Origin of the sequence: Alloscardovia theropitheci (assembly GCF_004332295.1) — a bacterium.
GTDB lineage: Bacteria > Actinomycetota > Actinomycetes > Actinomycetales > Bifidobacteriaceae > Alloscardovia > Alloscardovia theropitheci.
Map to the genome: position 1 here is coordinate 23886 of NZ_RXLP01000002.1, position 16246 is coordinate 40131.

At 44.2% G+C, this 16246-nt stretch carries 13 protein-coding genes; 4 read left to right on the forward strand and 9 right to left on the reverse strand.

Features of this window, described 5'->3' with window-relative positions; all coding sequences use genetic code 11:
* Positions 1–88: 88 nt before the first annotated feature.
* The 5 genes from EJ419_RS00480 to rpoZ all read right to left on the reverse strand — a co-directional run bounded on the left by EJ419_RS00480 (position 89) and on the right by rpoZ (position 6921).
* Positions 89–1663, reverse strand: coding sequence for an RsmB/NOP family class I SAM-dependent RNA methyltransferase (locus EJ419_RS00480; RefSeq protein WP_240680283.1), 1575 nt, complete (start codon positions 1661–1663; stop codon positions 89–91).
* Positions 1656–2603, reverse strand: a complete 948-nt coding sequence (gene fmt / locus EJ419_RS00485) for a methionyl-tRNA formyltransferase (RefSeq protein ID WP_131282965.1) — start codon at positions 2601–2603, stop codon at positions 1656–1658. The genes EJ419_RS00480 and fmt overlap by 8 nt, the downstream gene beginning before the upstream one ends.
* Positions 2604–2853: 250 nt before the next feature.
* On the reverse strand, positions 2854–5100 hold the full coding sequence (locus tag EJ419_RS00490) for a primosomal protein N' family DNA-binding protein (protein WP_131282966.1): 2247 nt from the start codon (positions 5098–5100) through the stop codon (positions 2854–2856).
* A 102-nt stretch (positions 5101–5202) separates the two neighbouring features.
* On the reverse strand, positions 5203–6498 hold the full coding sequence (gene metK / locus EJ419_RS00495; protein WP_131282967.1) for a methionine adenosyltransferase: 1296 nt from the start codon (positions 6496–6498) through the stop codon (positions 5203–5205).
* Positions 6499–6651: 153 nt separating this feature from the next.
* A complete protein-coding gene (rpoZ, locus tag EJ419_RS00500; RefSeq protein ID WP_131282968.1) occupies positions 6652–6921 on the reverse strand; it encodes a DNA-directed RNA polymerase subunit omega in 270 nt (89 codons plus the stop codon).
* A gap of 430 nt (positions 6922–7351) precedes the next feature.
* On the opposite strand from rpoZ, the gene ilvD reads away from it, so the two are divergent.
* Together ilvD and EJ419_RS00510 are read left to right on the forward strand one after the other, a co-directional pair.
* Entirely contained in the window at positions 7352–9211 is a 1860-nt protein-coding gene (gene ilvD / locus EJ419_RS00505) for a dihydroxy-acid dehydratase (protein WP_131282969.1), read from the forward strand.
* Between the two features lie 297 nt (positions 9212–9508).
* The gene (locus tag EJ419_RS00510) at positions 9509–10030 is read left to right on the forward strand and encodes a hypothetical protein (protein ID WP_131282970.1); all 522 of its coding nucleotides are present in this window, start codon (positions 9509–9511) and stop codon (positions 10028–10030) included.
* A 1130-nt stretch (positions 10031–11160) separates the two neighbouring features.
* Here EJ419_RS00510 and EJ419_RS00515 read toward each other — a convergent pair.
* The 3 genes from EJ419_RS00515 to EJ419_RS00525 form a co-directional block, all read right to left on the reverse strand.
* Positions 11161–12129, reverse strand: a complete 969-nt coding sequence (locus EJ419_RS00515; RefSeq protein ID WP_131282971.1) for a ribokinase — start codon at positions 12127–12129, stop codon at positions 11161–11163.
* Positions 12130–12208: 79 nt separating this feature from the next.
* On the reverse strand, positions 12209–13150 hold the full coding sequence (gene uriH / locus EJ419_RS00520) for a uridine-preferring nucleoside hydrolase UriH (RefSeq protein WP_131282972.1): 942 nt from the start codon (positions 13148–13150) through the stop codon (positions 12209–12211).
* Positions 13151–13574: 424 nt separating this feature from the next.
* Positions 13575–14714 carry a LacI family DNA-binding transcriptional regulator gene (locus EJ419_RS00525; protein WP_131282973.1) on the reverse strand — a complete coding sequence of 380 codons (1140 nt, stop codon included), beginning with the start codon at positions 14712–14714 and terminating at the stop codon, positions 13575–13577.
* A gap of 264 nt (positions 14715–14978) precedes the next feature.
* Between EJ419_RS00525 and EJ419_RS00530 the strand changes: the two genes are divergently transcribed.
* Positions 14979–15452: a LytTR family DNA-binding domain-containing protein gene (locus tag EJ419_RS00530; RefSeq protein WP_165496179.1), complete on the forward strand. Its 474-nt coding sequence runs from the start codon at positions 14979–14981 to the stop codon at positions 15450–15452.
* A 111-nt stretch (positions 15453–15563) separates the two neighbouring features.
* Here EJ419_RS00530 and EJ419_RS08420 read toward each other — a convergent pair whose 3' ends face one another.
* Positions 15564–15734 (reverse strand): hypothetical protein, encoded by a 171-nt coding sequence (locus tag EJ419_RS08420; RefSeq protein ID WP_240680291.1) that lies wholly within the window; start codon positions 15732–15734, stop codon positions 15564–15566.
* Here EJ419_RS08420 and EJ419_RS00535 point away from each other — a divergent pair.
* Positions 15652–16056, forward strand: coding sequence for a DUF3021 domain-containing protein (locus EJ419_RS00535; protein ID WP_240680288.1), 405 nt, complete (start codon positions 15652–15654; stop codon positions 16054–16056). The genes EJ419_RS08420 and EJ419_RS00535 overlap by 83 nt on opposite strands.
* The last annotated feature ends 190 nt before the right edge of the window (positions 16057–16246 follow it).

Here is a 16246-nt window from a genome sequence, read left to right on the forward strand (position 1 = left end):
CCTCGTTTCCGAGCTTCCAAGCTTCCGCATTGCGATAACTGCGTTTACTTACTGTAGCACTCCACAGCCTTTGCTGTTATCTATCTACTCACTTATTCTTCTTCAAAATTGAAATAAACATCTGATCCGTATCATGAATATGTTCAAAGAGCTGCATATCGCGAGGTTGGTCGTCTATCTTCGCTGCCGGAAGAGGAATATTCGCATTCAACTTCGCCATAATAGACGGCACATCTACCCTACTGACATCTGGTCTCTCAGAAAGAATTGCGTCAATTACATGTCTAGTCTCTGCTAAAACTGGCGAGCAGGTAACGTATGCTACAACTCCTCCAGGTTTCAAAGCATCAAGCGCACTGCCCAGAAGGTCGTGCTGTAATTGTGACAACTGACCAATACTATCCGGACTTTTCCGCCATCTAGCTTCTGGCCTGCGACGCAAAGCTCCAAGTCCCGAGCAAGGTGCATCTACGAGAATTCGGTCAAAATATTGTGGCTTAAGCTCACCAAATTTCACACCATTGATTCCTGTAATCTCACCAATTGTTGACGTATTTATAGCTTTGAGATTATCCTTAACCAATTCTCGACGATGCTCGTGTGGTTCATTCGCACTAATCTTCGCACCTTTTTGAGATGCAATCGAAGCGAGAAGAGCAGTTTTCCCGCCAGGCCCAGCACACATATCTAACCATTGCTCATTAGCGCCGCTTGTGGAGGATTCTACCGTCGCAAGAGTTAATGCTAATGCCGCAATCTGACTACCCTCATCTTCAACTCCTGTACGCCCTTCCCGTACGCTTTGTATATTTTGTGGATTTACACCTCGGATACGTAATGCATAAGGAGATAAACTTCCCTGTTGCGCACTACCATGCAGATTTTCCTCTACATCGTCATAGACTTCATCTATATCTGCCAATGACGGCCTCACACATAGAGTCACTGCTGGAGGTTGATTATCCACTCGAAGCATCGCATCAATTGGATTCTCACATGCCCGCGCTGATTCTTGATTTCCTAATGTACCAACGCCATCATCCGCATTATCCGTAATATTATTATCCGCATAACCAGCTGCATCCCATGCATCTTTAAGTTCGCGCACCACCCATTGAGGATGCGAAAAGCGAACAGCTTGGCGAGCAATTCTAAGGTCTTCGTCACTCATGCCTTCAGCTTTACGGATACGCGAGGTTATATTAACTTCCCATTGATGATGATCGTACGAGACGATTTTACGCATCAACGAATTTACAAAGCCACTCGTTTGAGCCCCCACACGTTTACGGGCTAAATTAACAGTTTCATTGACACACGCATACTCTGCGATATTCATGAATAGCCATTGATATGCGCCGAGACGCACTACATTAATCAACTTTGCATTAATCGTTCGCAACGGTTTCTTGTGAGCAGCTTCTATAACACTGTCTAAGAAAAGTCTCCACCGTAATGTCCCATAAACTGCATCTGTAACAAAGCTTTTATCGGAATCGCTTAAATTGACCGAGCTCAAGGTTTTAGGTAAGAGCAAATTTGCATAACTGTCATTCTCATCGAGCTTAGTTAAGACCGAATATGCTATTGAACGCGCGTTAGCTGGCTGGGCAGGCATTTTTCCGCGACGTTTTAATTTCGCGATAGTTTTAGCTTTACTCACAATATGCTCCTGCTTGTAAACGAGCTCCACGTGCCCAATCTGCTGCAGACATTTGCTTCTTGCCCTGTGCCTTAACAGCTAAAAGTTCCAGCGGATATGTGGCAGTACCGACCCATACATGCTTTTTAGTTACAGCAAGTACTCCCGGTTCTAATTGTTGCGCATCCGCATCAATCTGAGCCTCAATAACGTGTAGCTTAATTGTCTCTTCATCCCCATTATGAAGAACTGTCCATGCTCCCGGCTCAGGCGTGCACGCACGAATCTGACGGTCAGTTGCAAACGCTGGGACATCGAAACGTATGCGAGCATCTACAGGATGAATTTTTGCTGCATGCTCGTACACTCCGTCCTCTTGTTCGCGTGGAGTAATGTGACCACTTATCAAGCCTTGAAGGGCTGACCGAAGGAGCAAAGCGCCATCATTGGATAAGCGTTCAAGAAGTTGTCCGGACGTTTCATGTTCGCCAATAGTCACTGTCGACTGCGCTAAAATTGGCCCGTCATCAAGACCCGGCCCAATTCGAAATACTGTTGCTCCCGTAATTTCATCGCCAGCCCAAATAGCTCGTTGGACAGGAGCAGCCCCACGCCACAATGGCAGTAAGGAAAAATGTAAGTTGTACCATCCACCGGCAATCGCGTCGAGAGCTTCTTGTTTGAGAAGATTTCCGTATGCCACTACAGCTGCCATATCTGGTTTGAGCTCGTCAAGTGACTCAAAGAACTCAGGAGATGTCGGCTTATGCTCTATCACTGGCAATCCTAATTCGAGAGCAGCCTTTTTCACTGGGCTTGGGGTAAGTTTTCGCCCACGTCCTTGTGGCGCATCTGGACGAGTCAATACACCCACAACCTCAATATCGCCGCCAGCTTCACATAATGCATGTAGTGGCTGAACCGCAACCTCCGGTGTTCCTGCAAAAAGAATTCGTGTCATAATAACTCCTCAGTATTCTCAAGTTTATTCTCAAGTCTCTCATTCGTTTGAAAGTTTTCACAATCTATCATTACTCTCATCGTTTTCATCGTAATATAGATTATTTCAATCCGTATTTCTCAATTCCGCGATGGAGCATTTTACGCAATTTCTCGTAATTTCTCAGTTTTTTATCCGTTCCGTTACTTCTACCGCTACTTCCAATATATCCGTCCATCCATTATCCTGTAAGAATATTTCTCTTATCATCCTACATGAGATTCTTCGGATTAATTTGGAAATGTAATTCTGGTGCGTTACGCCCAGCAGTATGACGCGCTTGTGCTTGATGCAAAGAACGCACTAAGTGCGGCAAATTTTCACGACTAACACGGATTACACATTGCACTCGTTGATACAAACCATCGATATACTGCTGCTTTAATGTTTGCGGTACAGCCTTTGGCACAGGACCGAGGACAGATGGCAATTCTCCCATTGCTGTCTTTATAAGCGGAAGTCCGCCAAAATCAGATTCGACTGCGCTTACCATACGATTGACGCTATCTCGTTCTCCCCAGACAAGCGCCGCACTTGTCGATGGCGGCAAGCCTGTTTGCTTAGCCTGCTCAACTTCTCTATGAGACAGTATTCGACTATCCCACACCATCAATGCTTGTGAGATACTGCGGTCAGCCTCTCCAAGAATAAGAACCTGCCCATTTTGAGTTCGAGGAACGCACATTGCAGCCACTTGGCTCCATGTGGTAAGTGTATCAATTCTTTGATCAAGAGATGAGCCATATAAACTCGTCCACGCATCGATAATGGCAATAGCTTGATACCCCATTGCTTGCCCATTTTCACGATTGCGAATTATTGGTTCCGCTCCAGGTGTAGCAATAACTAAAGCAGGTTTATCACTGATTTCGTTCACGATGCCACGAGCCATATGTGGAGTCGATATTACTATTGGGATTCCAGGGACCAATGTGGACAGTTCCTGAGCAGTTCCTTCGGTTCCTACATGCAGCAAACGTATGGTTTCATTACCACAGTGTCTACACGACCATTGCATAGCAACCGAGGCGCACCACTGGCATACTGGACGTCCATTCGATGATGTGTTTCCTGGCATAAGCGGTCCAAGACAGCGACGACATTGAGCCACTTTTCTACATGATGAGCAGCATAATACAGCTGATTGCGATCTCGCTGGTATGGATAAAAGGACTGGCCCTCTTTCAGCTGCATCACGTAGGACTTTTACTGCAACAGACGGTACGCGTGCACCAATTGCAGGATCAGCGATTCTCTCCAGCTCCTCTTTATTCAAGTGGCGTATCCATGCACATCTTTGAGAAATAATTGCATTCAATCCATGAACTTCGATAACTGACTTCTCATTATGCTCAGCCTGCCATTGATTTTCGATACTTCGCACGTACCCAGCATTTATCACTATTCCGTTACTTCTCTTAGCTCGAATGCTTAGCACATCACGAACATTGGGATAAGGGGTAAAACCATCCCAATTTTGATATACGCTGTCATGAAATGAAATGAACACAGCATTTGCTCCCACAGGAGCATACATTGCAGCGCGAGTACCGATTACACATCCAACGAGTCCCTGAGCAACTGCAAGGTATGAGCGATATCTATCTGCTGCTGGAAGAGATGCATTAAGAATGACGTAATTCCCCTGCCATTTTCCTAAAGCGTTGTCGGAAGTGAATTGTTTAAAACCGGCCACGTCTAAAGCACGCGATATCTGCTCCACATGTCGCATATCAGGAAGAACCATAACTACTTGTCTACCCTGGATACGGGCTGTACTAGCAATCCACGCCAAATCGCGTTCCCACTGAGATACCCCTGGCAAAGTGTCCCATATGATATGTGAACTCATGCTAGTCATGCTCATCGCTCGGCTTACTTGAGTTATTCCACTGTATAACTGAACAAGTTCTTCTTCGGTGTTACGTGCAAAAGAACGTACCCCCTCAGAAAGTTCATCAACCAATGCTCCCGATCGTGATGCAATCGATATTTCCTGCTCCACCTTTGCAACACGTGGAGGCACAGCTAAACGAACGATATTTGCACGACTTCCACCAAAAAACGTTGCAATCGCTTCAATATCCGCTCGCATATGAGCACTAATATGCGTATGCGGCGATAGTACTTTTTCAATACTTTTTAAGGCAGATTGAGGAGCGTTACTCGATTGAACTCTTTCCCAAATAACACCCGTACAGCGTCGATTCCCAAAACGTGCACGGATAAGAGTTCCTGGTTGCGCGATTTCAGAAAATTTCTGAGGAACAATATAATCAAAAAATTGTCCTAAATGAGCAGTTTGTACATCAAGAACTACGCGTGCTATAGGCAGCTGCGTTGCTGGAGCGTTTTGAGCGATAGTGCGTTCATCAGTGTGTTTCTTTGACGATGCACGCGTCTTAACAGCCAAACCATCTAAGGCAGGCTGTTGAATCAAGCGTGCGTTATCATCCATGAATTTTTCTTCCTCTCAAGAACGAGATTGAACCTAGCACATAAATAACTTCAAAACTCGTCACGGAATTAACTGCAAACTCAGCGAGTTAGGCTTTCTGTGTTACTTTCCTTCAGTATTTTCTTGTGTTAACTCAGATACTACATCTTGAAGTTGCTCAGCGTAATCTGTATTCTCCCAGCTAAACTCAGGTCGTCCAAAATGTCCATAAGCAGCAGTTCTCGAATATATCGGCGAGAGCAAACCCAATTCATCGATAATTGCTGCTGGCCTTAAATCGAACACCTTCTTAACAGCTGCTTCGATAATAGAGCGAGATACATTCTCTGTATCAAATGTATTCACATAAATCGACACCGGATCAGCTACACCAATAGCATACGCTACCTGTACTTCCGCGCGATGAGCCAGCCCAGCAGCAACGATATTCTTAGCTACCCACCTAGCCGCGTAGGCAGCAGAGCGGTCTACTTTACTTGGATCTTTGCCTGAGAATGCACCACCACCGTGATGTCCCGCACCGCCATAGGTATCAACTATGATTTTGCGACCAGTAAGACCCGCATCAGCCGAAGGACCACCTTTAACGAATGAGCCCGTAGGATTTACGAGTAGCCTGAAATTATCATGCGAGATTGTATCGCCACAAATCTGTTTCAAAACAGGCTCAACTACATGGATACGAATCTGCTCATGAATCCACTCTTGTGTAACTTCAGGATCATGCTGCGTTGACACCACAATTGTATCCACGTATAGCGGTTTCTCATCGCTATCGTAAGCAACCGTCACTTGCGTTTTACCATCAGGACGAAGGTGTGCAACAATATCATTATGTCGTACGGATGCTAAACGTGCAGCAAGCTTATGCGCAAGGAGAATGGGTAGCGGCATTAATACATCAGTTTCATCCGTCGCATATCCAAACATGAGCCCTTGATCGCCCGCACCTTGTAACTCATATCGTTGTTCATTCGACGAAACAGAGCCTGCACCTGTCATCTGTGCTCTAGCTTCAGCACTAACCCCTTGGTTAATTTCTGATGACTGCGCCACAATTGATTCCATAATTCCCACAGTAGCCGCATCAACTCCGATGCGAGAATCAGTATAACCTATACGTTCTAGAACGTTTCGAGCAACGGCCGATACATTGATATGTGCGCTAGACGACACCTCGCCAAAAATAACAAATTGCCCCGCTGTTGCACAAGTTTCAACAGCTACGTGTGCATGTGAGTCTGCAGCTAAATAAGCATCCAAAATCGCATCCGAAATCTGATCGCACACCTTATCAGGGTGACCTTCAGTTACAGATTCGGATGTAAAGAGGTGAATATCTTGATTATCGTTGTGCTTAATGTGTTGAGCGTGCTGGCAATCATCATGCTTTGTCATACTTTCGAAGTCCTTTCTTCGATAAGAAATCCCGCATCAGCTTGTTAAACGCCAACGCGGGATAAAGTATAGTTTTCAACCAATTACTTGCTGTTCGCAAACCCGAATATCGTAAGCGATACAGAGTTCATAAGCGACAGCGTATTCGTCAGTTTACTCGTCCTCACCCAAAGTCTCTTCGAGCAATCCTTCATTAATCTCGCGGAAAGCAATCGACAATGGCTTTTCATTATTCTGATACTCTACAAGAGGACCAACGTTTTGCAACAAGCCTTCATTAAGCTGAGTAAAGTAAGAATTAATCTGGCGAGCGCGACGAGCTGCAAACATCGCCAATGCATACTTTGAATCTGCGTGCTCAGTAAGCTCATCCAATGGTGGATTTACAAGTCCCTGTGGTTCAGGGTTAGTTCCCAGTGCCATTTTTCTCCAATACACGAAATAGTCTATCTCAAGTCTTTATAAGTGTACTCATACCACTGTATAAACACAACTATTCGGTAAGCGTAGTTATTACGTTGCTTAGTTATGCTGCGTTAGTTGTAGTTATCAGGTAGCGCCGTTATCAGACAATGCTTACTATTACAGAGTGCCCGCATGCATTCACTGTGGATTTTACCTGAATTCCATCTGCACCGTCGCTGAAATAATATTGGAATCTCATCTGAATTTTAATAAAACCGCGCAATCACGCATCTCACTTACTTATCCATTGCTTACTCTATTAATCTACTCGAATGTTGTGATCCTCTTCCAATCGACTTCCCCATCGTTGTGACGAAAATCATAATCTTAATTTTCCACTACGTGAACGAAACGCGCGAAGGACACCTCTACCTATTACTATGGAAGTATGAAGATGAGATCAGAAACAATTATGAACGGTCGTATGTTTGCCGGAGCACGCGCGCTCTACCGCGCTGCAGGCGTCGATGAAAAGGATTTCGGCAAACCAATTATTGCTGTTGCGAATTCTTTCTCTGAGTTCGTTCCAGGACATGTGCACCTTAATAAGGTTGGACGCATCGTCTCCGAAGCAATTAAACAGGCGGGCGGCATTCCTCGCGAGTTCAATACTATTGCTGTTGACGATGGTATCGCTATGGGCCACACTGGCATGCTCTACTCTTTGCCAAGCCGAGACATCATCGCCGATGCAGTGGAGTATTCCGTTAATGCGCATTGCGCTGATGCATTAATTTGCATTTCTAATTGTGACAAGATCAGCCCGGGTATGCTTATGGCTGCCCTTCGTCTGAATATTCCTACGATTTTTGTTTCTGGCGGCCCAATGGAATCAGGTACTACTACTCTGTCAGACGGTACGACAAAGAGTACTGATCTGATTGACGTTATGTATGCATCAGCAGACGATAATGTTTCTGATGAAGATTTGCTTGCCTACGAACGTACTGCATGCCCAACATGCGGATCATGCGCAGGTATGTTTACTGCTAATTCTATGAACTGTCTGATGGAGGCTCTTGGTTTAGCTCTTCCAGGTAACGGAACGACTTTGGCAGATCATAAGGCTCGTACGGCATTGTTTGAAAAAGCCGGAGCGAAAATCGTTGAGCTTGCTAATCGTTACTATCATGAGGATGATGAATCCGTCTTACCACGTTCCATTGTGACAAAGCATGCTTTTGAAAATGCTATGACTATGGACGTTGCTATGGGCGGTTCTACAAATACCGTTTTGCATATTCTTGCGGCTGCTCAAAGTGCAGATGTCGATTTCACTTTGGAAGACATTGAACGTATCTCCCATACAGTTCCTTGCATTTGTAAAGCAAGCCCATCTGGACCATGGGAAATTTCTGATGTTCATCGTGCTGGTGGCATCACCCGAATCTTGGGCGAATTGGATCGCGGAGGTAAACTCCATCGCGATGTACACTCCGTGGATTATCCAACTCTTGAGGCGAAGCTCAATGATTGGGACATCCGCCGCGACACTGTTATTGATGAGGCATTAGATCTCTTTACAGCTGCCCCTAGCGGAGTTCGCACGCATGAAGGTTTAAGCCAAGATGCTCGTTTCGATGATCTCGATCGTGATTATATTAATGGTGCCGTTCATGATATTGAGCATCCATCTGTGACTGAAGGTGGACTTGCAGTACTTCGTGGAAATATCGCTCCTGATGGTTGCGTTGTTAAAACCGCAGGCGTAGATCCATCCATTTGGAAGTTTACAGGCGAAGCACTTGTCGTCGAGTCTCAGGAACAGGCTGTAGAAGTCATTTTGAATGACACCTTAAAGCCTGGTCAAGCTCTTATTATTCGTTATGAAGGCCCAAAGGGTGGACCTGGTATGCAGGAAATGCTTTACCCTACTTCCTTTGTTAAGGGAAAAGGCATTGGTAAGGAAGTAGCTCTGCTCACCGATGGTCGATATTCTGGCGGATCATCTGGTCTATCTATTGGCCATATCGCACCTGAAGCAGCAGCCGGTGGCCCAATCGCTTTAGTAGAAAATGGCGACAAAATCGTTATTGATATTCCGAATCGAACGATTAATGTAGATGTTCCAGACGACGTACTTGCTGAACGCCGAGAGAAAATTGAAAATGGCTATGGTTACCGACCACATCGCGATCGTCAAGTTTCTCTTGCTCTCAAGGCCTATGCAGCATTCGCACGCTCTGCCGACAAGGGCGCTACACGAGACCCTGAACTCATTAACCGTTTGGCTCATCAGGCGGATTAATATTCAACGTTGCTCGCGAGACTATAAAAGAAAAACACTCTGAGATATACGGCTATCACAGAGTGTGAGAGCATTCTCGCAACTTGGCCAGCTCTCATTCATTGCCTCTATTGTTCTTTACTAGTACAATAGAGGCAATTTCATATACTCAGCAGTGTATGAAATGATTTTAGAATCACGATAAAGATGATTTTGAAATCAACAATTGCATAGCCGCAATCACACGATTCGTGTACGGACACGTTAGAACAAATCATCCGATGATTGTCGCTATGCCTAAAGAGGAAGGTGAGAACTATGAAACTTCGCAATCAAATTATTCGTATGATATGTTTCTCCATCATCGGAGTCGCAGCATCTTTGCTGATGGTTGTGCGTTCGTTTACTGAAAGCGATATCACGGGATTCGCTCTGTTCATCAGCGGAATCGTAGTGCCATTTATTCTTCTTGGATATGCGATTCGAGTATGTTCTGGTAACACTCAAGTATGGTTAGCTCTTACGAACGTCGTTTTTATTATCGCTTCCGTCACCGTTTTTCTCTTCTCCGAAACATTATGTAACACATTCGGTTGCCCCCGCTACGATTATGGCTCTTTCATATGGCGTCCTCTCTACGCAACCGTGACAATATTAATGTGCATCGGTTCGGTACTTGTCACTATAGCTATTGCTCGATTGAGAAAAACTGAAGAGGTTGTTCATACTCCCAATCTAAATCCAGTGCCAGCGTCTGCCCCGATTCCGGCACCAGCTCCTGTTCAAGGTGAAACTATCTCACCTTCTGCTACGCTTCCTTCTACACAGCCTGATGCTTGATATTTGATTCTTGATTTTTGATTTCCGAATATCTGAAATATACCATGTGCTTCACCGCCATCATATTCCATATTGCTAGTATTCTATATTGCTAGCAGATGAAGCACATGGCAATCTATCGGTATCTCACATATGGCATAAATCTTCTTCCTATATTCAACAATTAAAAAGAAAGTGAAGACCTATGTCGTCACATATCTCACACCAGAAAAAAACAGCCTGACTTCTATACCGGCCTTCACTTTTGCTATATCTGCAGCGCTGCTCCTAGTAGCAATTGTTCTATCCGTTAATCAGCTAAATGCAAACACTACTTTTTACATACGTATCCCGTCATTTATAGCACCATTTATATGCAGCCTCTGCGTACCGCTCATACTGCTTATATATTCATCGCATATCACTCAGCGCACGATTCAGATAACTTTTACGATACTTGTCACTATTCTCAGTATGCGCGATGACAATTATTGAAAGTGTGGATTTGTTTGTCCATTCCGGAGCAACATTATTCGATATTGATTATGCTGGAACCGATGGGACGCGAATTACCCCAATTGTATCTATAGTCGCGTCAGTTCTTCTGCTTGTATGTGCTTTCATCATTACCCAATGCACAACTCATGACGATAACGTCCATGCCGGTTTTGCAAGCTTAATACTCTTTCTCAGTCTTTTAACGGTATCACTGAGCATTCGCACTGTAATTTTTGAGTCTGGCAGTTGGCAGTATTCCCTCGTCGCGCTTCTTTGTGGGGGTATGTTACCCTCATTATTGCTTCTATGGTATGCAAGGAATTTCAATGCTCACATGTCTAGGATCCTGTTGATTCTGTGTGGAATTCTTCTCCTGATTGTAAATTGTATCGCAGTATTATTCAGCGATTCACTAACTGACATAAATCACATAACTGAAGGTTTTACTACCGCTCATACTGGTCAGTATATGAACTGTTTCATCGCGATTTTCAACTTAGCATTATGTACTATTACATATTTTCTTGCGGTTAGAAGAGATTCTAAGCTATTACGATAATCTACTAAATTCGCATAAAAAGGGTTCTTTCGTTGTACACATGGAAACACAACGAAAGAACCCTAATAGTGGGAGACCTTCTAGAGAAATTGAGTTAGAGAGAAAAGGCCTCACGAATTTGTGCTACGGTTCCATATGACGCTTGCGCACCATAACCGCATGCTGCATACGCTGCCACATACGCTGCCATACGTGCGCTATCAGTCAAATCGAAACCGCTAGCAAGTCCTGCAAGAACAGTACCCATATAGGAATCACCACAACCCGTTGTATCAACAGGATTGATGCGAACACCATCAACGCGGGTAATTGTTTCGCCATCAATGACACATGATCCCAAAGCGCCTAACGTAATAATGACCTTATGGAAGCCCATTTCAGCTAGACGAACGCGCATACTTTCCCAATCGAAAGTAGACCAATCGATGCCGTCATCATCCATCCCAATGATCTGAGCAGTTTCATGTTCATTGGCAAGCAAGATATCAGTATTATCAATAAGCTCCTGTGGAAGATTTGCCATAAATGGAGAATTATTGAGCAATACAGGCATATCTGCTTCGTGAGCAATACGCGCTGCCTCAATCACAGTTTCCATAGGAGACTCAAGGCATAACCCGAGTACCTTTGCATCGGTTAATGCCTGCGCATTTTCCCGGATATATTCAGGTGTAACTTTACGATTCGAGCCGGCAGAATACACAATTGTATTTTCTCCGTCGGCCTCGGAAACTGTAATTACAGTCGTTCCTGAAGGACCGTCAAGACGAGCGATACGGTTAGTATCTACCCCAGCTTCCTCGAGTTTACCAGCTAAGAAGTCAGCATTTGAGTCAGTTCCGAGTGCCCCAAACATCGTCACTTTCGCTCCGAGCTTGGCTGCGGTCGCAGCCTGATTTGACGATTTACCGCCAGGAAGAATTTCCAAAGCTCCACCCTCAAGCGTCTCCCCCGGTAGAAGGAAACGAGGAACGCGAACCGTATAGTCCGCATTCATAGAACCGACAACCGCTACAGCACCATTAAGTTGGGCGAGCATATCGAGAACAGTATTCTTTTCCATGTGTATCATGCCTTGCTATGCTTTGTATACGTTTATTTTCTTGGATTTACTGTAATTACTTATGAATGGCTTGAAGCTATTAGCCGATTCGAGTAATTGCATCCTCTACCAAGTTCCAGAACTTATCGAAGTCAAGCTTTGTAGCAACTTGAGTATGGCATTCCTCTTCACTTGGTTCAGGGCCTCGCAAATCAGCAACAGTCATGCCCAATGTCAAAGTTCCAGTAAGTTCTACATCAACTGGGCAACGACGCGTCTGGACTACGGAAGGATCGATGAGATATGCGACCGTGCAAGGATCATGTACTGGAGGATCCACAAAATCTTGATTTTGACTATATGCTAAACGGAAGAAGTCCATCAAACCCGAAACGAACATCGCCAAATCGGTACCAACGCCTTCAATCTTCTTTTGGATTTCAGGTGTGCACAATGCTTGGTGAGTTAAATCAAGACCAACCATTGTTACTTTCCATGGCTCATTAAATACGATATGTGCTGCTTCAGGATCAACCATAATGTTGAACTCAGCAACCGCGCTCCAGTTTCCTACGTGGTAGCCACCGCCCATAAGAACGACTTCCTTGACGCGTTCAACAATTCGTGGCTCGATTCGTGCGGCCAAAGCGATATTAGTCAATGGGCCAGTTGGCACGAGGGTAACTGTACCTGGTTCTTCACGCATAATTGTGTCAATAATGAACTGAACTGCACCTTCATCTTCAAGAGGCCTTGTAGGCTCAGGAAGCTCTACACCGTCAAGACCGGTTTCACCGTGAATTGAAGCAGCTGCCTGAGCTGGACGAACAATCGGGCGACCAGCACCACGATACACTGGAATATCTGTCGCATGCGCTTTTTCGAGAACAGCACGAGCATTGTATGTCACCTTTTCAATGCTCTGATTTCCACCAACAGTTGTTACGCCCAATAAATCAATCTCTGGATTGCCCACAGCCAGCAAAATAGCAACTGCATCATCATGACCTGGGTCACAATCCAAAATAATCTTCTTGGCCATCGAAGTCTCCTTTGATTCCGCTCATTCCTTGTTCGTATCTCGCATGTACACAGCATGTGTACATTACTTAATCCGTTCAATTCACACAACTAAATCCTTAGCGCTACCAGTTTCTTGATGCGCATTTTTCTAGTTATGCCATTCATTTTTTCACGCTCATACCTTTCAGGCCCTGATTATCTGAAGATACCAGATACCATTGTGACCTTCGTGGTTAAACGCTTAACCATATATAATTTAGCAGTTTTCTGTCGATTTGAAAACACGGAGTAGTCAAGAGCGTGTCGCTCATGGAGCGTAATGGAATATACTGCGTTTTATGGTTGCGACAGAAAATGAAAGTCTCAGCTAGTCACCTAGAACACCCTTGGTTCTTTGCGTACGATGTACCTGTATCCAGCAGGCAGCGCACAACGCATTCGCTTTATTTCACCGCGACTGCAACGGTATCGCGTTCAACCAATTGAGGTTGAAGCATAGTAATTTTTGAAATCTGCGTAGCCTTATTATTTTTTTGCAAGTGAGTACCATTGAGCATCGCTTCACAACTACGCACGGCCAGTTCATGCACATCCTGGCGAATTGTTGTAAAGTCAAAATCAAGCCCAAATGCAGTCATCACGTCATCATACCCAATTACAGAAATATCTTGCGGCACCCGTTTTCCTCGTTCACGCGCACGACGCGTAAATCCAATTGCAATAAGATCATTCCCACAAAAAACAGCTGTCACTCCTGCATCAATTAACGCATCCGCATTGTCCCTCCCAACAGACACGTTAAAATCACCATTACGTATGCAGTTACTATCAAGACTAATTTTTTGCAAGCCGAGCTCATCTACAAAACCCTCAAAACGCGCAATATTCCCAATAAACTCACTGTTCTTAGATTCCACTGGCCCAATAATACCTATTTTCGTATGGCCTCTATCTGCAAAAAGTTTCGCAGCGAGTCGACCACCAGCACGATGATCATAAGCTAGCGCACGCCAAGAATCTTCCATATCTTCTTCAGTTAAATCGTCAGGAATACGATCGACAAAAACAACAGGAAAATCAGCTTCAGCAAGACTGCGCATAAATGCCTTATCTCCACCTGTGCTTTCTTTGCTGCTTTTGTTCTTATCCTCGCTCTTAATCCCATTCTTATCGCCACGTACAGGGACAATAAATAAGCCATCAATATTAAGCTGGATCATTCGTTTGAGAGCATTTTCTTGTTCACGCAAATCCTCGCGTGTATCCACAATAAGTAGCGAATATCCTTGCTTCTTGCATTCATCTTCCAGATGTTTCGCAAGAGAAACAAAAAATAAATTTTCAATATCAGGAATGAACAACGCTAAAAGACTTGATGCCCTCGTAGCAAGACTACGCGCGGACTGATTAGGAACATAGTTCAAATCTTCAGCAATTTTTCGAATCTGCGCACGCGTTTCTTCGGTAAAACGGTTGGGCTTATCATTCAATACCAACGAAACCGCGGTAGATGATACACCTGCGGCTTGCGCGACGTCTTTGAGTGTCGCTCGCTTTGTCCGGCCTGCTTGTCTTGCAACCATGCATAAACTCCCATTCTTTCCGACAGTTAGAGAGTACCACGTTTTTGAATTTTTACCATTCTTAAGCGATTAACGCGTTGCTCGTTGATACGAATATTCAATGATATTTTGTTTCTATCCATGAATTCGATGCAGTTATCATCACTTTTACATAATCCGTCGCATTCAAGTAGAAGTTACCGCTGTATTTTCGTATTATTTTATTAAAGAAAATATCTGAATTTACCCGCAAAAATGCAGAAAGGCCTGCAGAAGGGAGATCATATGAAAGCTAGTTTTCAACAAGCAAATGAGCCGATTGAACCGTTCGCGCTCATCATTGCGCAAGAACGTACTGCGATAGTAGATTCAGCCATACATCTCCTCGAAAATTTGCAGGACGAATCTACTAGCAATAATGCGAATCTCGATATGATTTCTGGAGTTTACGGCAAGCAAAATTCTCTTATCCCCGTATCAAGCATCTCATTCTTCTACGCGGCTGATAAGAAAGTTTTCGCACGCTACGGCAAACGTGATTGGCAGATCAATCTCACTCTAAAAATGTTAGCCGCGCAGCTAAGTTCTTCTCACTTCGTGCGAGTAAGCAACAGCGCAATCATCAACATGCATGCTCTTGTACGATTTGACCTCAATTTGGCCGGAAACTACCTTGCAATACTGCAAGACGGTTCAACCGTAAAAGTATCTGCTCGTTACATTTCAACGATTAAATCACGACTCATCTCTCATACATAAAGTTTGTATGAGGATTATGAAACAGACTTAAATCAGGGAATTATTTAAGGAATTGCTCAAGGATTTATTTAAGGATTCTTTTAAGGATTCATTTAAGTCCCACAGATTTACTCAAGGATTTACCATGAAAAAACCAATTCTTAGTACACTCAAAGTGACAGCCACAAGCTCAATCATCGGAGCCTTTATCGGGATATGGATGGCCATATTTTTTAACGCATCTTTCTCATCTAAGGTCTTCATACCGAGCACTCCTTCGTGGACAGCCCAATTTCCGTCCATAACATTAGCTTTTATCGTAAGTGTTTGCTTATGGATGCTAATGGGAGCAGTTTCTGGAACTTCGAGCTACTTAATTTATAACGAGAACCCATTGGAACTTGGTCTCACTCAATCTACCGCACTGCATTTCATTGTAACGCTGTCTTCTGCAATAATTATTGGGACAGCTGCGGGATGGATTGAATGGGACGCACGGCAGCTGGGGGGATTTATAATCATTTTTGCAGTTGTGTACCTTATTATTTGGATTATCTCTTTTATTATCCGACGCCAACAGGTACGTGAGCTAAATGGGCATCTGCGAAAGAGTCGAAATTCTTAGAGGTTTAGAGATTCGGGATTTTAGGGATTGAGTAACCCTAGGGTCCTAGGAACTCATTTAGGGTTTTCTCGGATTTTCGCATGCCAAACATACGGAAATATAGCTTATGAGCGAATAAAACGGCCTATCGCCCTCATCTCCGCTCAAGCCGTTTGACTATTTACAGATATGCCTGCGTAAGATGGGAGAA